This window comes from Rhizobium sp. Root483D2 (assembly GCF_001426685.1).
GTDB lineage: Bacteria > Pseudomonadota > Alphaproteobacteria > Rhizobiales > Rhizobiaceae > Pararhizobium > Pararhizobium qamdonense.
The window spans coordinates 230,992-249,988 of record NZ_LMFB01000019.1; the positions used below are offsets into that span (position 1 = coordinate 230,992).

At 60.6% G+C, this 18,997-nt stretch carries 21 protein-coding genes and 1 pseudogene; 10 read left to right on the top strand and 12 right to left on the bottom strand.

Translation table 11 applies throughout. The annotated features are described in order from the left end of the window. Positions 1–88 precede the first annotated feature (88 nt). A pseudogene (locus ASD32_RS17270) lies at positions 89–1,461 on the top strand (GH1 family beta-glucosidase). Between the two features lie 43 nt (positions 1,462–1,504). Here the strand turns inward: ASD32_RS17270 and ASD32_RS17275 are convergent. The 5 genes from ASD32_RS17275 to ASD32_RS17295 form a co-directional block, all read right to left on the bottom strand. Then, entirely contained in the window at positions 1,505–2,449 is a 945-nt protein-coding gene (locus ASD32_RS17275) for a rhodanese-related sulfurtransferase (RefSeq protein WP_060639268.1), read from the bottom strand. 72 nt (positions 2,450–2,521) lie between these two features. Continuing rightward, on the bottom strand, positions 2,522–2,881 hold the full coding sequence (locus ASD32_RS17280) for a VOC family protein (RefSeq protein WP_060639269.1): 360 nt from the start codon (positions 2,879–2,881) through the stop codon (positions 2,522–2,524). A 67-nt stretch (positions 2,882–2,948) separates the two neighbouring features. After that, positions 2,949–3,641, bottom strand: coding sequence for a YafY family protein (locus ASD32_RS17285; protein WP_060639270.1), 693 nt, complete (start codon positions 3,639–3,641; stop codon positions 2,949–2,951). A 50-nt stretch (positions 3,642–3,691) separates the two neighbouring features. After that, the gene (locus ASD32_RS17290) at positions 3,692–4,597 is read right to left on the bottom strand and encodes a CHAD domain-containing protein (RefSeq protein ID WP_060639271.1); all 906 of its coding nucleotides are present in this window, start codon (positions 4,595–4,597) and stop codon (positions 3,692–3,694) included. Further along, the gene (locus tag ASD32_RS17295; protein ID WP_060639272.1) at positions 4,572–5,069 is read right to left on the bottom strand and encodes a CYTH domain-containing protein; all 498 of its coding nucleotides are present in this window, start codon (positions 5,067–5,069) and stop codon (positions 4,572–4,574) included. Before ASD32_RS17295 ends, ASD32_RS17290 begins: the two co-directional genes overlap by 26 nt. Before the next feature lie 231 nt (positions 5,070–5,300). Between ASD32_RS17295 and ASD32_RS17300 the strand changes: the two genes are divergently transcribed. The 5 genes from ASD32_RS17300 (at position 5,301) to ASD32_RS17320 (ending at position 8,372) form a co-directional block, all read left to right on the top strand. Continuing rightward, positions 5,301–5,939, top strand: coding sequence for a 2-dehydro-3-deoxy-phosphogluconate aldolase (locus ASD32_RS17300; protein WP_060639273.1), 639 nt, complete (start codon positions 5,301–5,303; stop codon positions 5,937–5,939). A 36-nt stretch (positions 5,940–5,975) separates the two neighbouring features. Continuing rightward, complete coding sequence (locus tag ASD32_RS17305) at positions 5,976–6,458, top strand: hypothetical protein (protein WP_060639274.1); 483 nt, start codon at positions 5,976–5,978, stop codon at positions 6,456–6,458. Positions 6,459–6,553: 95 nt separating this feature from the next. Continuing rightward, on the top strand, positions 6,554–7,333 hold the full coding sequence (locus tag ASD32_RS17310) for a tellurite resistance TerB family protein (protein ID WP_060639275.1): 780 nt from the start codon (positions 6,554–6,556) through the stop codon (positions 7,331–7,333). Positions 7,334–7,467: 134 nt separating this feature from the next. Beyond that, entirely contained in the window at positions 7,468–8,160 is a 693-nt protein-coding gene (locus tag ASD32_RS17315) for a GNAT family protein (RefSeq protein ID WP_060639276.1), read from the top strand. Then, complete coding sequence (locus tag ASD32_RS17320) at positions 8,157–8,372, top strand: hypothetical protein (RefSeq protein WP_060639277.1); 216 nt, start codon at positions 8,157–8,159, stop codon at positions 8,370–8,372. The genes ASD32_RS17315 and ASD32_RS17320 overlap by 4 nt, the downstream gene beginning before the upstream one ends. A 3-nt stretch (positions 8,373–8,375) precedes the next feature. On the opposite strand, the gene ASD32_RS17325 is transcribed toward ASD32_RS17320, so the two are convergent. The 3 genes from ASD32_RS17325 to ASD32_RS17335 form a co-directional block, all read right to left on the bottom strand. Next, positions 8,376–9,401, bottom strand: coding sequence for a nickel/cobalt transporter (locus tag ASD32_RS17325; RefSeq protein WP_060639278.1), 1,026 nt, complete (start codon positions 9,399–9,401; stop codon positions 8,376–8,378). Continuing rightward, on the bottom strand, positions 9,395–10,036 hold the full coding sequence (locus ASD32_RS17330; RefSeq protein ID WP_060639279.1) for a DUF1007 family protein: 642 nt from the start codon (positions 10,034–10,036) through the stop codon (positions 9,395–9,397). The genes ASD32_RS17325 and ASD32_RS17330 overlap by 7 nt, the downstream gene beginning before the upstream one ends. Before the next feature lie 100 nt (positions 10,037–10,136). After that, positions 10,137–11,036 (bottom strand): LysR family transcriptional regulator, encoded by a 900-nt coding sequence (locus ASD32_RS17335; protein ID WP_060639280.1) that lies wholly within the window; start codon positions 11,034–11,036, stop codon positions 10,137–10,139. A gap of 713 nt (positions 11,037–11,749) precedes the next feature. On the opposite strand from ASD32_RS17335, the gene odc2 reads away from it, so the two are divergent. From odc2 to ASD32_RS17355, 4 genes are all read left to right on the top strand, one after another. After that, entirely contained in the window at positions 11,750–12,883 is a 1,134-nt protein-coding gene (gene odc2, locus ASD32_RS17340) for an ornithine/lysine decarboxylase (protein WP_060639281.1), read from the top strand. A 101-nt stretch (positions 12,884–12,984) separates the two neighbouring features. Further along, complete coding sequence (locus ASD32_RS17345) at positions 12,985–13,575, top strand: N-acetyltransferase (RefSeq protein WP_060639282.1); 591 nt, start codon at positions 12,985–12,987, stop codon at positions 13,573–13,575. Positions 13,576–13,733: 158 nt separating this feature from the next. Beyond that, complete coding sequence (locus tag ASD32_RS17350) at positions 13,734–14,777, top strand: serine hydrolase (RefSeq protein ID WP_156383213.1); 1,044 nt, start codon at positions 13,734–13,736, stop codon at positions 14,775–14,777. 195 nt (positions 14,778–14,972) lie between these two features. After that, positions 14,973–15,416, top strand: a complete 444-nt coding sequence (locus ASD32_RS17355; protein ID WP_060639283.1) for a glyoxalase superfamily protein — start codon at positions 14,973–14,975, stop codon at positions 15,414–15,416. Positions 15,417–15,446: 30 nt separating this feature from the next. On the opposite strand, the gene ASD32_RS17360 is transcribed toward ASD32_RS17355, so the two are convergent. From ASD32_RS17360 to ASD32_RS17375, 4 genes are all read right to left on the bottom strand, one after another. Continuing rightward, positions 15,447–15,863, bottom strand: coding sequence for a GNAT family N-acetyltransferase (locus ASD32_RS17360; protein WP_244490191.1), 417 nt, complete (start codon positions 15,861–15,863; stop codon positions 15,447–15,449). 50 nt (positions 15,864–15,913) lie between these two features. Beyond that, positions 15,914–16,903, bottom strand: a complete 990-nt coding sequence (locus tag ASD32_RS17365; RefSeq protein ID WP_060639284.1) for a WD40 repeat domain-containing protein — start codon at positions 16,901–16,903, stop codon at positions 15,914–15,916. Further along, a complete protein-coding gene (locus ASD32_RS17370; protein ID WP_060639285.1) occupies positions 16,903–18,033 on the bottom strand; it encodes a GTP-binding protein in 1,131 nt (376 codons plus the stop codon). The genes ASD32_RS17365 and ASD32_RS17370 overlap by 1 nt, the downstream gene beginning before the upstream one ends. Before the next feature lie 128 nt (positions 18,034–18,161). Then, complete coding sequence (locus tag ASD32_RS17375; RefSeq protein WP_060639286.1) at positions 18,162–18,953, bottom strand: creatininase family protein; 792 nt, start codon at positions 18,951–18,953, stop codon at positions 18,162–18,164. Between the last annotated feature and the right edge of the window lie 44 nt (positions 18,954–18,997).

Below are 18,997 nucleotides of genomic sequence, written 5' to 3' on the forward strand. Positions count from 1 at the left end.
TGCCAGCCCTAACAGGTTCGAGGTTGACTTCTTCGCGAAGCGTTTTTACTGCAACGTTGCAGTTGACGGTGCCTACGCGGAGAATGTCATGATCGATCCCAAAACCCTGGCAGACCGCTTTCCCGGCGATTTCATTTTCGGCGTCGCGACCGCCTCCTTCCAGATCGAAGGTGCGACCAAGGCCGACGGCCGCAAGCCGTCGATCTGGGATGCGTTTTCCAACATGCCGGGCCGGGTCTATCAGGGCCATAATGGTGATATCGCCTGCGATCATTATAACCGGCTGGACGAAGACCTCGATCTCATCAAGAGCCTCGGCGTCGAGGCGTATCGTTTCTCGATCGCCTGGCCGCGCATCATCCCGGAGGGCACCGGGCCGGTCAACGAAAAGGGGCTGGATTTCTACGACCGTCTCGTCGATGGGCTGAAAGCCCGCGGCATCAAGGCGTTTGCCACGCTCTACCATTGGGATCTGCCGCTGGCGCTGATGGGCGATGGCGGCTGGACAGCGCGCACGACCGCCTATGCCTACCAGCGTTATGCCAAAACGGTCATTGCCCGCTGGGTGACCGGCTGGATGCGGTGGCGACTTTCAACGAGCCGTGGTGCTCGGTCTGGCTCAGCCATCTCTATGGCATCCACGCGCCGGGCGAGCGCAACATGGATGCGGCACTGCATGCGCTGCATTTTACCAATCTCGCCCACGGCCTTGGCGTTTCCACGATTCGCGACCTGAAGCCGGACCTGCCGGTCGGCATCGTCATCAACCCGATGCAGGTCTATCCCGGCAGCGACAGCGCTAAGGACAAGGCGGCCGCCGAGCGGGCCTTCGATTTCCACAATGGCGTCTTCTTCGGGCCGATCTTCAAGGGTGCATATCCTGAAAACTTTCTCTCGGCGCTCGGTGAGCGCATGCCCGCCATCGAGGATGGCGACATGGCGACGATCAGCCAGAAGACCGACTGGTGGGGCATCAACTATTATACGCCGATGCGCGTTTCCGATGATCCGGATGCGAGCGCGGAATTTCCGGCAACGGTCAGTGCCAGGCCGGTCAGCGACATCAAGACAGATATCGGCTGGGAGATCTTTCCGCAGGCGCTCGGTGATCTCATCCGCACGGTCAACGACCGCTACACCTTGCCGGACTGCTACATCACCGAAAATGGTGCCGCCTACAATATGGGCGTCGAAGACGGCGTGGTCGATGACCAGCCGCGCCTCGACTACATCGCCGCTCATCTGGCCGTCACGGCCGATCTGATCAAGGAAGGCTATCCGATGAAGGGTTACTTCGCCTGGAGCCTGATGGACAATTTCGAATGGGCGGAGGGCTACAAGATGCGCTTCGGCATCGTCCATGTCGACTACGACACCCAGGTCCGTACCATCAAGACAAGCGGTCACTGGTACAAGGAACTGGCCGGGCAGTTTCCGAAGGGCAACCATAAGGCCGGGTGACGGCCTCCACATGGGGCGCAATAACTTCCTGCCCCGCGCCTATTCAGCTCCCCAGATGCCGCTCGCCGCGCTTCTTTGCCAGGTCCATCTGGCGCTGCCGCTGGCGGTAGCGCTGGCGGTCTTCTTCCGTGCGGCTGTCATAGCAGTGGATGCAGGTGACGCCATGCTCGTGATGGGGTGACAGAAGGTCCTGTGGGGTCAGCGGCTGGCGGCAGGCGTGGCAAAGCGTGTGCTCGCCTTCCTTCAGGCCATGCGTGACCGAGACCCGGTCGTCGAAGACGAAGCAGGCGCCGTCCCAGAGGCTTTCTTCTTCCGGCATGTCCTCGAGATATTTCAGGATGCCGCCCTTCAGGTGGTAGACCTCATCAAAGCCTTGCTCCTTCATGAAGGCGGTCGCCTTCTCGCAGCGGATGCCGCCGGTGCAATACATGGCGATCTTCGGCTTGGCGGCCAGGTCGGCATTGTTCTTTACCCAATCGGGAAATTCGCGAAAACTCTTGGTGTTGGGATCAACAGCGCCGCGAAACATGCCGATGGCTGTTTCGTAATCGTTGCGGGTATCGATCACCAATGTGTCCGGATCGGAGATCAGGGCGTTCCAGTCCTTCGGCGCCACATAGGTGCCGACGATCTTGTTGGGGTCGATATTCTCGACGCCCATGGTGACGATTTCCTTCTTTAGCCGGGCTTTCATGCGCAGGAACGGCATGGACGATGTCCAGCTTTCCTTGTGTTCGAGACCCACGAATTCCGGCTGTGCGCGCAGGAAGGCGAGCACGGTCCGGATGCCCTCTTCGGGTCCTGCGATCGTGCCGTTGATGCCCTCATGCGCAAGCAGCAATGTGCCCTTGACGCCGTTGTCATCGCAGACCGCTTGCAGCGGTTCGCGAAAATCGGCGAACCGCGCGAACGCGGCGAAATGATAAAGTGCCGCCACCAGAAACTGGCCGCTGTCCAACGGGCGAGGCGTTTGAAGCATGTCTGTCATGCGGCGTGAAATACAGCTTTCCGGCCGCGCACGCAATCGGGTGTGCGGCCGGTCGCGGGACGATCAGGCGGATCAGGCGGCTTGCGGCGTAAAGACCCGCAGGCGGTGGCCGTCCGGATCGGTGCAGGTGAACGTATAGTCACTGTCGGATGCGGCCGGTTCCTGCACAATCGTTACGCCTTTCCTGCGCCACTCGTCATGAAGCGCATCGACGCCTTCACGCCCTGCAACGAAAATCGGCAGTTCGGCATCGTTGGCGTTCACGGCAGCCGGTTGCTTGTTCTTGCGCGCGAGGCCCAGTCTCAGGGCATCGTTCATGAGGACGACTGCGTAGCTCGGCGACAGTTCTAGCGGCAGCGCACCAAACATCGCCATGTAGAAAACGGCGCTCTCGGCCGGGCTTTCGACAGGCAGAACAAAATCGGTTTTCATGGCAGTCTCCTCTGGTTGGGTTCGGAGACTTTTTATTCCGGCATGCTGTCAATTTATGGCAGCAGGATCACATATCGTGGGTGACGTTATGGGCACGGCGCCATTCCGCCAGAAGCAGGTCGCGCCGGCGCGGAATACGGATGCCGGTCACGGTCATCGTACTGAAACGGTCGGTGCGGAAATGGCGGAAATCATTGCGCAATTCGCACCAGGCAGCCAACACGCGGGTTTCCTCGAAATAGGCCAGGGCAAAGGGCCAGATGCGCCGCGTGGTCGGCTGGCCGTTGACGTCGGCATAGTCGATGTCGATCTTCATGCCCAGCCGGATGGCTTCGCGGATGGCGGGGAAATCGATGGTGCCGATCTTCAGTTCGCGCGTGTTGTAGACGAGCAGCGAATTCGTCTCCAGTTCGTGGCGCAGATCGGCAGGCAGCACGGCGGCAATCTTGGCCAAGGCGTTCTGCGCCGCATCCTTGAGTTCGTCGTCGGCCCGCGCCGCCACCCAGCGCGCGCCGAGCACCAAGGCTTCGATTTCCTCTTCGCTGAGCATCATCGGCGGCATCAGGAAACCGGGTTTGAGCACGTAGCCGAAGCCGGGTGCGCCCTGGATGTCGGCGCCCTGCGCCTGCAGAGTGGCGATATCGCGGTAGAGCGTGCGGATGCTGATGCCCATGCGCTGCGCCAGCGCGCTGCCGCTCACCGGACGGCGGTAGGTGCGCAAAAGCTGGATCAGATCGAGAAGGCGGGTGGAGCGGGACATGCCCGATCATATTGACAGGGATTGGCAGTATCAATGCCGGGAACGCCGCGTCAGACCGCGTCCTGCCACAGAAGCCTGATCGCGCGGCTTTCTGCTTTTGGGTCGTCGCGGAAAGCTGAAGCCGCGACCGTCAGGGCTTCCTCCCGCAAGATTTTCTGGCGGGTGATGACGGCGGAGAGGAGATAGGCAACGTCCTCGCTCTTGCCCAGAAGATGCGGCTGTTCGTCGACGAGTGAGGCAAGCAGCGCAAGATCATTGTGATGGCCGAGCAGATCGACGACCCTGGTGACTTCGGCCCGCTTTGCATGCATGGCGGAGGGCCAGAGGCGTTGCAGCATATTGAGGTAGAAGCGGTAATCCTGGCTGCGCTTCCGCAACTCGTGAAACAGATGCGCGTCTGTCCTATCGGCGCAGGCCTTTCGCGCCGCCGCTGCTTTTTCCAGTGCCTTGCGCCACCCCTTGGCGATGCGTTTTGCGCCCTTTTTGCCGCCATCCTGAAACGTGATGCGTGACAGTGCCTCCAGCGCCCGGCCGCAGGTGGCGATGGCCGCTGCCACGGTGTCTTCGAGCGGGTTTTCCTCTGCTGCCTGCGCGTCGCGCCGGGCGGGCAGAACCTTGCCGATCCGTTTGAGGGCCGCGCGCTCCTCGTTGTTTTCGGCGTGGTCCAGCAGGTACCGGCTGACTTCGACGAGTGCGGTGGCATCGCGGGAGGTCGAAAGCGTCCGTGCCATGTCGCGGATGCGCGTATTTTCCGAACGCCGGAAGGCCGGGATATCTGCGGCGGCAAGGCGGTAAAGCGAGCGCAGCCGCTTGAATTTCTTGCGGGCATCGTGGATCGCGTCGGCCAGCCCCTGCGGGCGCTCGGTCAAGGCGGCGATGGCAAGCGTCAGTTGCCCGGTGCCGACAGCCTTGAATTCAGCCGTGAAATGTTCAGAAGGGCGAATACGATAGCTCATGATCTGCCTTGGATACCAATGGGCTGGTTGAGAGATACTGGTTGGAATAGTGCGGGTCCCCTGTCACCTCGGCACCCAGCCAGTTGGGCAGGGCTGGCGTGTCGCCTTCAGCGCCGAGCTCGACTTCGGCGACCACTAGGCCCTCATGCGCGCCGGCATAGACGTCGACCTCCCAGACAAAGCCGTGATGATGCACCTTGTAGCGGGTCTTTTCGATGATGAGGCCGATGGCTTTCGACATCATGTCACGGGCGTCGTCCACGGGGATCTCGTATTCGAATTCGTCGCGGGTCATCGCGCCGCTGCCGATCTTGATCGTCAGTTTCGCCCGCTGGTCATCCATCAGCCGTACGCGGGCGGACCGGTCATCCATGGTGACGATATAGGCCTGCCGAAAACGCGTGCCGCCGTCTGCGGCCTCCCGCCAGCTGCCGGACGCCACCAGAAACTTGCGTTCAATTTCCTTGGCCATTGATAAGCCTGCCATTTTTGCTTTCAATCGCGCCCAGACTACAGGATTGTGTCCTTTGAACAAGCAAGCAATTCTGGCCGCTTTTTCCTGTGCTGCAGGTTGGTGCAGCGCCGCTGTCAAGCCTGCGTCACCATGTCCAAATAGGTTCGGCCGGTCCCGTTTGGTATCGACAAAGGCGGATGGGAAGAGTATTCGAACCTCACTTCAATCGTTTTAAAAGGGCTGTCCGGCATGAGCGAGAAAACCGATAGACTTCTTTCCGTCCTGAAATTGCAGCCGGTCGTTCCGGTGCTGATCATCGATGACGTCGCGACTGCCGTGCCCTTGGCGCGCGCGCTTGTGGCCGGTGGCTTGAAGGCGATCGAGATTACCCTGCGCACGACGGCCGCTCTGGAAGCCATCCGCGCGGTTGCCAACGAAGTGGAAGGCGCCGTTGCCGGTGCCGGAACCATCCTCAACGCAGCCCAATATGAGGCAGCCGTCGAGGCAGGCTCGCAGTTTATCGTCAGCCCCGGCACGACGCAGGAACTGATCGATGCCGCCAATGATTCCGAGATCCCGCTGCTGCCGGGTGCCGCAACCGCCAGCGAAGTCATGGGCCTGCGCGAAGAAGGCTACAAGGTGATGAAGTTCTTCCCGGCTGAACAGGCCGGCGGCGCTGCCTATCTGAAGTCGCTGTCTTCGCCGCTTGCCGGCACGCTGTTTTGCCCGACCGGCGGCATTTCGCTGTCCAATGCGAGGGATTACCTGTCGCTGCCCAACGTCGTCTGCGTCGGCGGGTCCTGGGTTGCGCCGAAGGAACTGGTTGCCAAGGGCGACTGGGCCGGCATCACCAAGCTGGCCGCAGAGGCGTTTGCGCTGAGAGGCTGACCTCTTTCGCAGCCAACACGGGCGGAGGTCTCCTCCATGCACAATGGCTCCGCGACGGTCTGCAGCGTTCTTTCCACCCTGCGTGAAAGTGGGGTGGAATGCGATCTTTTTGGCGGATGGGCGGAGGAACTGCTCGGTCTTTTTCCGCCGCGTGACCATGCCGATATCGATCTTGTCTATCGCGGCGCAGATTTCGGCGCGATCGATGCACTTCTCGCCTCGAAAGGCGCTGATATCGATGAGGTCACCGGAAAACGCTTCCGCCACAAGCGTGCGTTTCGCTTCAACGGTGTGATCTGCGAAATCCTGTTGGTTGAGGATTGGCAGCATCAGCCTTTCACGCTGTTTTGGGGCGATATCCACTTTGCCTGGAATCCGCCCTTTCTTCATCCCCATGCCGTTCACTTGATGGACCAGCCGGTTTCGGTCGTCCACGCGGACAACCTTCGCGCATATCGCGCCGGATTCAAGTCGCTGCAGAACCATCGCTGGTTTGACCCTAAGTCGCGCATTCCGTGACTGCGGCACATTTGCTTGTGTCTTTCATTTGTATTCCTCCCGTTGCATTCCTATGTCTCTATCCGACCGAAACCGGCCTCAAGGGAGTGGACCGAATGTTTGACGCAAAGAAATTGCTGGATCAGTTTTTGGGTTCTCAGATCCCCGGCGCCGGTGGCTCGGTGCGTGATCGCGCTGGACAGGCGACGCAGATGGCCAAGGACAATCCGCTGGCCGCCGGCGCCATCGCCGCTGTCCTGCTCGGCACGGGTACCGGCCGCCAGGTCGCGGGTTCTGCCCTGAAGCTTGGTGGTCTGGCTGCCATCGCTGGCCTCGGCTATCAGGCCTACAAGAATTACCAGGCCGGCAAGGAGCCGGTGGTACAGCCGCAAGAGCAGGCGCAGCCCGAGCTTCTGCCGCCACCTGCCGATTCCGGCTTCAGCACGGAGCCTGCGGTTCTCCGCAACGATTTCGTTCTGGTGCTCGTGCGCGCCATGATCGCGGCTGCGCGCGCCGATGGCCATATCGACGATACCGAGCGCGCCCGCATCATGGACAAAGTCAAAGTCTCCGGCCTTGATTCGGAAGCCGAACAGTTCCTGCACGAAGAGCTCAGCAAGCCCGTCGATCTCGACGCCATCGTCGCTGCCGCCGTGAGCGAGGAAGAGCGCGTCGAGCTCTATACTGCCTCCCGTCTGGCCATCGATGCCGACAGCCGTGCCGAGCGCGGTTATCTCGATCAGCTCGCCGGACGCCTCGGTCTTGCCGACGCGCTGGTCGATCATATCGAGGCGACGGTTTCTTCGGCCAAGACTCCGGTGATCGAGGCTCAGGCAAACCCGCCACAAACCTCGGTGCCGCAGACCGGCCAACCGCCGATCAAGTCGCCTTGGTGATCAATCCATCATCACTTTGCATTTGTGCGGATGCCTGAGCTGTCCTATGCCAGCGTCAAAGCCTTAATACAGACCGGTGCGGTAAGACGTGCCGGTTTGAGGGCTGATGGTGTGGTCACTCGGGGAGTGTGCAGATGCGTGATTTGACCAATTGGACTGGCTGTCCGGCGCCCAAGCCGGTCACTCTCGAAGGCCGGTATGTCCGGATCGTGCCCTATGATCGCGCAGCGCATCTCGAGGCGCTCTGGCAGGCCTTCGGCGGTCTGGAGATCAATGCGCGGCTGCAATATTTCGCACAGGACGACTTTCGCAGCATCGAGGATTTCGATGCCTGGCTGACGGGCGTGCAAAAGGGCGGCTGGGTCACGGAGGTATTCTACGACAAGACCACGGGCGATGTGGTGGGCCTGGCCAATTACATGCGGCCGGATCCGGCCAATGGCGTGGTCGAGGTCGGCGGTGTCGCACATTCCTTCTCGATGGCCCGTTCACCTCTGTCCACCGAGGTGCATTATCTGATGGCCAAGCATGTCTTCGATGACCTTGGCTACCGGCGCTACGAGTGGAAATGCGACAACCGCAACGAAGCGAGCAAAAAGACGGCCAACCGTCTCGGCTTCAGCTTTGAAGGCGTTTTCCGCCAGCACATGTTGTCCAAGCGCGCCAATCGCGATACCGCATGGTTTTCGATCATCGACGGCGAATGGCCTGTGCTGAATGCGGCTTTCGAAGCCTGGCTGTCGCCGGAGAATTTTGCCGGTGATGGCACGCAGAAGCGCAAGCTGGAAGATATCCGCACCGAGCTTTCGCAAAAGGAGACCGCATGACCATTCCGGAAAAGAAAGACCGTTCGCCGGCAGTCGCAGCGGCAGTCATCCTGCTCGTCGTCGGCGCGGGCTTCTTCATCCTGCCGAATATCATGCTTTGGATCGGTACCTATTCACCTTGGCTTGCGGCGGCCTTCGGCGCGCTGTTCGTGCTCGCCTTCTTCCTGATCTTCTGGCTGCGCGCCCGCTACCAGCGCGGCCGCGGACTATAAAGGTCAGCCCTGCAGCGAAGCGCCAAGCAGGACGATGCCGAGCGTCAGCACCAGCAACGCGCCGGAAATTTCGATGCCATTGCTGATGCGCATGGCCGATGAGCCGCTGGATGCGTAGCGCACGGCGAGGTCCTTGGCGGTAACCGCGAGCGTCGCCAGCACCGAGACAGTGATGGCGGTGCCGATCGACATGGCAAAGACCGAAAGCACGCCACCCAGATAGAGCCCGTTCAGCAGCGCGAAGCTCAGCACGATCAGTGCACCCGAGCAGGGCCGCAAACCCACGGCAATGATCGCCGACCAGGCTTCACGCAGCGCAAACCGGTCGCCTTTCAGCGTCGACGGATCAGGCGCGTGCGCGTGGCCGCAAGTGTCGCAGACCTCGCCGTGAGCGTGACTATGGCCGTGGGAATGATCGTGGTTATGATGTGCGTGGTTATGCGCGTGTCCGTGGTCGTGTGCAACGGCAGGCGCCAGGCGCCGCGCCCGCATGCCGCGCAGCTTGCGAAACAGCAGCCAGCCGCCGAAGGCTGCGATCAGCGCGTAGCTCGCCACTTCCAGAAAATGCGTCGCCTGGGTCATCGAGATCGAGGAACCGCGCAGGACGAGATAGGCGGCACCCACGAGCAGGATGGCGACGCCGCCCTGCATCATCGATGACAGGAACGATAAAAGCACGCCACGCTTCAGCTCGGTCTCGTTGGCGATCATGTAGGAGGAGATGACCGCCTTGCCGTGGCCGGGGCCTGCGGCATGGAAGACGCCATAGGCAAAGGACAGCCCGATCAGCGACCAGAGATGCCACGGGTCGTCGCGCATGGCTTTGATCGCTTCGGTCAGCGTGTGGTAGAAGCGTTGCTGCTCCATGTTAATCCAGGCGAAAAAGCCGCCGAAGATACCGCTGGTGTTGAAGGATGGCTCTGCGGTGCCGATGCCGAGTGGCGATTGCGCATGGGCGACGCTGATACCGGCGGCCGTGACAATCAGCGCGAGGCCGATCAGGCGGGCAGGACCGCGCCCCATCAGCATTTGAACTCGATTCGTGTGGCAAACATCTTCGACATGTCGGTTCCGGTCGGGTCGTTGAAGAAGGCGTCGGTCAGGCTGGCCTGGTTCTGGGCAAGCACTTCATCCGGGTCGGGGCGTACCACCTTGTGCTCGCAGGCATTCAGCTGGTCGCCGACCGCAACGAGATCGCTGTCCGTCGGAAAATCCATCGCCGTATACATAGTGGGATCATACACGCCGAACGACATATTGCCCTTGAGCGGGATCGGCTCGGCAGGCTTGACGGCGAACATCAAGAGCAACTGGCCGTCCTTGTAATCCGCAGTGATTTCGTTGGGCTTGTTGACCTTGATGGTTTTGCCATTGTCGGTGATCGTCGTGTAATAATTGTATTCCTGCAGGGAATCGAGCACGGTCTGGCCAACCTCCTGCAATTCGTCGGGATCGAGCTGCGCATTGGAATTCTTGTCGAAATCCATCACGACGCTGGCGGAAAACAGCTCGTCAAAGCGCCAGACATTGCGCAATTCGGTGATCTGGTTCGTCCCGTCGGCGACAATCTCCAGGCGGGCCTCGGCGAAGATATGCGGATGCGCGAGTGCGGCACCAGGCGCAAACACGGCCGCTGCCGTCAGGATCAGGGGCAATCGCTTCATTCTATCGTGATTCCTTTGGCTGTTTCGGGCGCAACGCCAATACGCGAGCAATGTATGTCAAATGGGACGGAATTGGGACTTTTCGCCCAATGGGACCGTGTCAATTTTCCGCATTCTTGCGAAACCACTGGTGCAGGAAATCAACGAAGGTGCGCACCTTGGTCGGTAGATAGCGCCGGTGCGGGTAGATCGCGTAGATGCCGCGATCCTTCGGGATATAATCTTCGAACATGGAGACCAATATGCCTGCGGTGACCTTCGGCCTCGCGATGAAATCGGGAACGCTGGCAATGCCCATGCCGGATTCCGCCGCGCGTACAGCAGCAAGCGGGCTGTTGACCTCGATCGGCCCGCCAACCGGCACGCTGAACCCGGTGCCATCCGGCTCCATAAAGCGCCAGTTGCTGTAGGACCGGCCGTTGGTGTCGATGATGCAGGCGTGCCGCGACAGTTCGGACGGGTGGCTGATGGGTCCAAACTCTTCAAGGAATGCCGGTGTCGCGCAGTAGAGAACCTGAAAATCATCGAGCTTGCGGGCAATCAGCGTCGAATCCTCCAGCTTGGTGATTCGGATTGCCACGTCGAAACCTTCTTCGACCAGATCGACGAAACGGTCGTCGGAGATGATTTCCAGCGACAGTTCCGGATGCGCCTTGCCGAAATCGATCAGCGACTGGCCGATTTCCGCATCGACGAAGGTGCGGGGTGCTGAAATGCGCAGGCGGCCCTTGAGGTCGGAATTGCTGGCGCGAACCAGGTCGGCGAGGTTGTCGATCTCTTTCAGGATTTCCGATGCCGTACGGTAATAGGTATGACCGGCCTCGGTGAGCGAAAACTGCCGGGTCGTGCGGTTGAGCAGAAGGGCGCCGAGTTCGTCCTCAAGCTCGCGCACATATTTCGACAGAAGCGCTTTCGAGCGCCCGACGCGCCGCGCGGCTGCGGAAAATCCCTCGGCATCGACGACATCGATGAAGGCGCGAATGCGGGTCAGTGTATCCATCGGGCTGCTGTTCCTGCCTGTTTGGGCTGCCGCCCTGTTCGTGATTCGCTTTTTCTTGGCCACTGCGACGATAGACCGGCATTGCGCAAAGGCGAAGGACCGTTGCAGCCGTTAACGTTTCGCGTTCTGCGGAACACCAAAGCGCGTTTCCCAAAAACGATCTTAAAACAAGGCGTTGGTTTTCGCGACGGGTTCGCTCGGATTGTTCAGCAAATCTGAACATATTAACGGTTGGCGCTGCGCAGAAAAAATCATCGGCCAATTCGAAAAAAGTCTTGATTACGACAATGTTTTTTCTTATCTCCGCTTCAGCCCAAAGTCGCACGTGCCCATGGGTGTCCGCCGACCCTCGAATTTGGTGAGGAAATCGGTAAGGTACCTGGAATTAACCCCTCCAGTCGCTCCTCCGGCCAACCGGAAAATGCGAGGACATCTGAAGCAACGACGGTGCGGGCCTTTTTGTTCTCTCCCTGCTTTCCATCAGCGGGGGTTACTGAAGAGGCACACCTTCATTGCCGGAAGTGCGGTAGGGTCATCCTTCCAATCAATGGCAGACAAAGCGGATCAAAGCTCTTGGCGGGGCGTTGTTCCATCATTCGCGCATCGTGCGCATGTCTGGATCCGGGGTCTCCACCGGCTGGTTCCAGGGCATGTTCGCGTATGTCCTTTGTCCTCCACATCTTTGTGGAGCGTATCTGATTGAGGATAGAACCATGACGACTGCACGTATCATCGATTTCCTGAACACCCGACGTCCCGAAGGTCCTTGCCTTGTGGTCGACCTCGATGTCGTGCGCGACAATTTCAAGGCTTTCCGTCACGCTCTGCCGGATAGCTCGATCTATTACGCCGTCAAGGCAAACCCGTCGCCGGAAATCCTGCGCCTGCTCGCCTCCCTGGGCTCCAACTTCGATTGCGCGGGCGTCGCCGAAATCGAAATGGCGCTCGATGCCGGTGCGACCGCTTCGCGCATCTCCTTCGGCAACACGATCAAGAAGGAACGCGACATTGCCAAGGCGCATGCGCTCGGCGTTTCGCTGTTTGCTGTCGATAGCCATGAGGAAGTCGAAAAGATCTCCCGTGCCGCTCCCGGCGCCCGCGTGTTCTGCCGCGTCCTGACCGATGGCGAAGGTGCCGAATGGCCCTTGTCGCGCAAGTTCGGCTGCGTCCCGCAGATGGCTGTCGACGTTCTCGTCTATGCGCATCAGCTGGGCCTCGTCTCCCACGGCGTCTCGTTCCATGTCGGTTCGCAGATGACCAAGGTCGATGCTTGGGATTCGGCACTCGCCGATGCCAAGCGCGTTTTCGTGCAGCTTGCTAAGCAGGGCATCCAGCTGAAGATGGTCAATATGGGCGGTGGTTTTCCGACCAAGTACCTGCGCGACGTGCCGTCGGCGGAAGCCTATGGCAAGGCGATCTTTTCGTCGCTGCGCAAGCACTTCGGCAACAACATCCCGGAAACCATCATCGAGCCGGGCCGCGGCATGGTCGGCAATGCCGGCGTGATCAAGGCGGAAGTCGTCCTGATCTCGAAGAAGTCGGACAATGACAACCACCGCTGGGTGTTCCTCGACATCGGCAAGTTCGGCGGTCTCGCCGAAACCATGGATGAAGCGATCCGTTACCCGATCCGCACCGTCCATGACGCTGACGCGATGGAGCCTTGCGTGCTGGCCGGTCCGACCTGCGATTCGGCTGACGTGATGTACGAGAAGAACATGTATCCGCTGCCGATCACGCTTTCGATCGGAGACGAAGTTCTGATCGAGGGCACGGGCGCCTACACGACGACCTATTCGGCCGTGGCTTTCAACGGTTTCGATCCGCTGAAGTCCTACGTCATCTGATTGGCGTCAGCTAAACAGTCTGCTCCGGGTCAAACCGGAGCAGCAAATTCACAATTTGTTTTCGATACCGTTTGAATCGGTTTTGAGTACGGGAGGCCAAGATGGCCGCTGTTCTTGATTCTGTCCGCGCCTTTTTTGCGCAGAATGCCTTCACCATCGACGCTGAAAATCCGGGCGACGTTGTCGCACGCGAAAATCTGCTTGACCAGGCCATGGGCCCGAACCGCCGCCGCAAGTCGTCCGAGACGCTGCGCCGCGGCCGTGTGCCGGCCGAAGGCCTGGCTCTGGTCGCCCGCGATCCGGATGGCCATGTCATCGGCACCGTGCGCCTGTGGAACGTCGAAGCCGGCGTCAGCCGCGACGGCACGCCCGTTGACGCGCTGCTGCTTGGCCCCCTGGCGGTCGATGCCGCCCATGAGGGCAAGGGTATCGGCGGCGCCCTGATGCGGGCGGCGATCGGCGAGGCCAAGAGCCGTGGTCACGGCGCCATCCTTTTGGTTGGCGACGCACCCTATTACGAGCGTTTCGGCTTTTTTGCCGCCAAGGCACAGCATCTCGTCATGCCTGGCCCGTTCGAGCGCAACCGGTTTCTGGCCATCGAGCTGAAAGACGGCTGGCTGGACGGTGCGGCCGGCATGCTGGTCGCCAGCGGCCGCAAGCTCGCCATGCCGCGCCTTCGCCGCGCAGCTTGAAATGGCCATGGCATCGCGCTGTAAAAGCGCGATGCCATTTTTCCTGCCGGCATGCTGACGCCTGCCGTGCGGTAACATGCCCGTCAACTTCGCGTGACATTCGGGAAAATCGGGATTTCCTTCTGGAATTCGCCGTCTTCCGCAGCCAGCATACCGGCATGTTGATCCGGACCCTTCTTTGCCTCGCCCTTGTTTTCTCCAGCGGCTCTGTCCTGGCGCAGGACAACGCCGCTCTTCCCGTTGCCGCACAAACGGCTGCGGTGAGCGCCATTCTCGATCGCGCCGCGCAATTGTCATCGCTAAAATCGGTGGTCGTCTCGCGTGATGGCGGCATCATCGCCGAACGCGGTTATGGCGGGCATACGCCGCGAGAGCCCACCAATATCAAATCGGCCTCCAAATCGATCATGTCCGCGCTCGTCGGTATCGCTATTGCCAAAGGCGAACTGGAGGGCGTCGATCAGAAGATTGCGCCGATTTTGTCGCGGGATCTGCCTGAGAACCCTGATCCGCGCCTGCAGCAGGTGACCATCGGAAATCTTCTTTCCATGCAGGCGGGGCTTGGGCGGACGTCCGGTCCCAATTACGGCCGCTGGGTTTCAAGCCGCAACTGGGTGCGCAGCGCGCTTTCCCTGCCGTTTGCTGCCGATCCCGGCGGACCCATGCTTTACTCGACAGGCTCTACGCATCTTTTGTCTGCCATTTTGACACGTACCTCCGGGCAATCGACGCTGGCTCTGGCGCGCCGGTGGTTCGAGCCGCTGAAGGGCTTTTCCATCACCGCCTGGGACCGAGACCCGCAGGGCATCTATCTCGGTGGCAATCAGATGGCGATGAGCACGCGGTCGCTTCTGGCTTTTGGCGAACTCTACCGCAATGGCGGCAAGACGCCGGAAGGGGTTCAGATCGTGCCTGCGGACTGGGTTGCGCAATCCTGGCAGCACAGGACCAATTCGCAGTTTACCGGCGACAGTTACGGCTATGGCTGGTTCCTGCGCAATATGGCGGGCCGCGACGTTCGCTATGCCTGGGGTTATGGCGGCCAGATGCTCTATATCGTGCCGTCGCTTGGGCTTACCGTCGCCATGACCTCCGAGGAAGACGCGCCATCCGCCCGCACTGGTTATCGCGATAGCCTGCACCAGCTGATGGCCGACATCATTCTTGCCAACGAGGCTGCAGCAACGGTGCGCCCCGGCTGATGACCGTGGTTTGACAGACAGGTTCTGCTGCGGTAAACGCTCGCCAACGGGTGAGAGCCCCGGCCGTCCGCGAGCTTCGTGCTTTTGGTGAAGTCTCTTATAATTCCTCTTCGGTCGTCCATCTCTGTGGCGTGCGAACGGTGGCAAGGCGGACCCCCTCCGGATGATTGCACGCTCCATGTTGGAGACTGAACGATGCGTGGATCGATCCCGCTTCCCTCACTCGATGCCCTGAAAGACCAGGCAAAACGGCTGCGCGCCGGTCTTGCCACCGGCGGCCAGGACATCACCCATTCGAAATCGCTGGAGCTTCTTGCCGCGCAATACGGGTTTCGCGACTGGAACACGCTGCATGCCATGATCGGCAACCGGCCGCCCCTCAATCCGTGGATGCTCGGGTCGCGGGTCAAAGGCCATTATCTCGGCCAGCCCTTTGAGGCGACAATTCTCGGCGTCCAGGCCGTGACCGCCCAACCCGGCCGCTACCGCCTCACGCTCGATTTCGACGAGCCGGTGGACGTCGTCACGTTCGACAGCTTCTCGGCTTTCCGCAAACGCGTCCACTGCACCATCGACGAAACCGGACGAACGGTCGAGAAAACCTCGAACGGCCGGCCGCAGGTGGAATTGGCGTGGTGAAGAGCGCGTAGGCTGGCAGGGCTTGCACCATCATCGCGATATGCCGGATTTGTCCCATCGATAGAGCACGTCCGGTTCCCTTTCCTCGTTCTCCGAACCGTCCGTCATTTTGACTAGGACGAAACCGAGTTTTTCATAGAAACGACGTGCGTCGTCGTTCCGCTGAAATGTCCAGAGATGCAAGGACTGCGCGGCATGTTGTGCAACGTCAAGAAGCGCCGAGCCGACACCGGCATGCTGGAAGCCTGGACGGACATAGAGTTGTTCGATCCAGGTTTCGCTTAACGAGATGACGCCGATAAGGTTGCCGTCACTCAGCGCGCCCCAGATTCTGCTCGTCTTGAACAGATGCTCGGACCAGTAGGCAAGGTCTTCAGAGGGTGTGTGCAGGGCCCCGATCCACGGAAAACTGGCATTGAACGTCTCGCGATGAATGCGCGCGGCCATTGGCATGTCCGCGAGCCCGAGTTCACGTAGAGCGAAAACGTGCTTTTTTGTCACCCGGCGATATCGACCACGCCGCAATCTCCCGCTTCCGAGCCGAAGGCAAGCTGGCGGCCGTTTTTGTTCCAGGCCATGGCGGTAATGGCACCCTTGCCGGGGCGGCGCAGCAGCACTTCCTTGCTGTCGGTGAAGCGCACCACCATGATCATGCCATCGGCATAGCCGATCGCCGCGATCTCCTCGACCGGGTGGCAGCACACCTGCGTGACCATGATATTGGCGCGGGTGCCGAGTTCGAGCGGCGCCTTGCCCATCGGGCCATCCTTGGCCTGGAAGGGCCAGACGATGGCGGCCGGTGCGCCGGAGGATGCCAGCCATTTGCCCTTGGCGGACCATGAAATGGATTTGATCTTGGCCGGATAGCCGGTCATGCGCATGTGCCGGGTTTCGGCACCGGGCTTGGTATCCAGCTTCCAGCCATGCAGCGCGTTTTCCTGCATCGAGGTGACGACGAAGCGGCCGTCGGGGGAGAAGCTCACGCCGGTATGGGCGCCCTTCCATTCGAGATCGACCGGCTGACCCGGGATCGCCACCCAATGCAGCGAGACGCCATTATAGCGGGCAAGCGCAATGCGCAGGCCTTTCGGCGCAAAGGCGATGCCCTCGACTGTGCGCTCCTCGGTGAAATCCTTGACGGTCCCGTCCGCCAGCCGCACATGCGCCGTCTTGCCATAGGCATAGCCAACCGCACCCTGCGGTCCGGCTGCGACCTGCGATATCCACTTGCGCGGCACATGGGCGATTTCGCTCACCGTGCCGTCTGCCTTGATGCGCAGCACCTTGCCGTCTTCGCCGCCGGTCAAAAGCGTATCGGTCGCGTCATCGCGGATGGAGGAGAGCAGGCCCTCATGCGCCTCGACGGTTTTGTGGCCGTGATCGAGGCTATGGATGAGCCCGGAGGATTCGGCAAAGAACGGGATGTCGCCGAGAAAGGCCACGCCGGCGACGTGACCTTGAAGGTCGAGAGGAGCAACTGTCGGCATCAGTGAGCTGCGGCCTCGGCGGGAACGGCTTCGCAAGCCTTGAACGTGCGTTCAAGCTTTTCGCGGTCGAGTTCGCGGCCGATAAAGACGAGACGGCTCTCATGCTTTTCGCCGTCCTTCCAGGCACGCTGGTGATCACCTTCGATGATCATGTGCACACCCTGGACAACGTAACGCTCTGCGTCGTCCTTGAAGGCGATGATCCCCTTCAGGCGCAAAATGTTTGGGCCTTCCGTCTGGGTGATCTTCTGGATCCAGGGGAAGAAGCGGTCCGGGTTCATTTCGCCGCCGCGCAGAGACACCGACTGTACCGTCACGTCGTGGATCGGCGAGGGGGCGTGATCGTGATGATGGTGGTCATGGCCGTGATGATCATGGTCGTGGTGGTCGTGATCATGATGATCATGGTGGTGATGGTCGTGGCCGCAATCCGGACCGCAGGTATGGTCGTGGTGGTGATCATCATGGTCGAGGAAATGCGGCTCGTTTTCCAAGGCCCGTTCCAGGCTGAATGCGCCCTGGTCGAGAACCTTGGTCAGGTCGATATTGGAGCGCTCCGTGCGGTGAATACGGGCCGAAGGGTTGATGGCGCGCACGGTGGCTTCGATCTTTGCCAGTTCTTCCGGCGTGACGAGATCGGTCTTGTTGAGCAGCACGACATCGGCAAAGGCGATCTGGTCTTCGGCTTCGCGGCTGTCCTTCAGGCGCAGCGGCAGATGCTTGGCATCGACCAGAGCCACAACGGCGTCGAGTTCGGTCTTGGCGCGCACATCGTCGTCCATGAAAAAGGTTTGTGCGACAGGCACCGGATCGGCAAGACCGGTGGTTTCGACGATAATGGCATCGAAGCGGCCCGGACGGCGCATCAGGCCTTCCACAACGCGGATCAGGTCGCCGCGCACGGTGCAGCAGACGCAGCCGTTGTTCATCTCGTAGATTTCCTCGTCGGATTCGACGATCAGGTCATTGTCGATGCCGATCTCGCCGAATTCGTTGACGATGACGGCATATTTCTTGCCATGGGCCTCCGTCAGAATGCGGTTCAGGAGCGTCGTCTTGCCGGCACCGAGATAGCCGGTGAGCACGGTAACGGGAATGGGCTTGGCGGCAGCTGTGGTTGCTTCGGTCATGGGAGCCTCGGAAAAATCGGGATGCCATCGGGCATGGGGTTAACGCTGATATAGGAGATGGAGAGCGCCAGCGCAAATGCGAGGGCTATGTTCCCGCTGTTTTTATGCGTACCGGCGATGTTCCCAGCTCAGCGCAGGATGGAAAGATCGAAAGCTGCCACATCCTCCAACAGTTCGATGATCCCAGACACCGCGTGCGCAATCAGCTGCTCGCCACGCGTCGCTGTCGCAGCCGATGCGTCACCGGCGGCGCCCTGTTCGTTGAGGTCCGGCATCTTCCAGCCGAAGGCATGTGGACCATAGGCGCGCAGATGTTTGAAACGGCGAGTAAAGTCGGACTGGCGTGACGTAAAGCACTGCGCTTTCGCCATATCCACCTTGTCCGGGTACATGGCCAGCATCACCGATGTCTCGATATCGCCGCCGTGAATGTCGATTGCCTTGTCTTCCGCGCGGATCCAGCCGTCCGGTTGACCGAAGCGGGTCCAGCTGGTGGCCACCGCCAGCATGCCGAACCGTATCCGCGCTTCCGTCGCGACAATGGTCATCAGCGGTGAATTACCGCCGTGGGCGTTGAGCATGACGAATTTGCGGATGCCCTTTTCGTGGAGGTCTTGCGCCATGCCGATCCAGCGTTTTACCGCTTCATCATAGGTCAGCGAACGCGTGCCTGGCGTATCCGCATGTTCGATCGAATAGCCGGTGGGTTCGGCGGGCAGGAATGTGACGGGCAGGGCGGGAGGCAGGCGGGCGATGACCCGCTCGACCAGTCCTTCAGCAATCAGCGTATCGGTTTCAAACGGCAGGTGCGACCCGTGCTGTTCGTGGGCGCCGAGCGGCAGGACGGCGATCCAGTCCTTTCGCGCTGCGGGCGCGAGATCGGAAACATTGTCTTTCCAACGCGGTGCGGGGACTGTCATGCTCCTGAGAGCCTTTCGGTTGTACTTGCGGTATGGCTGTCATT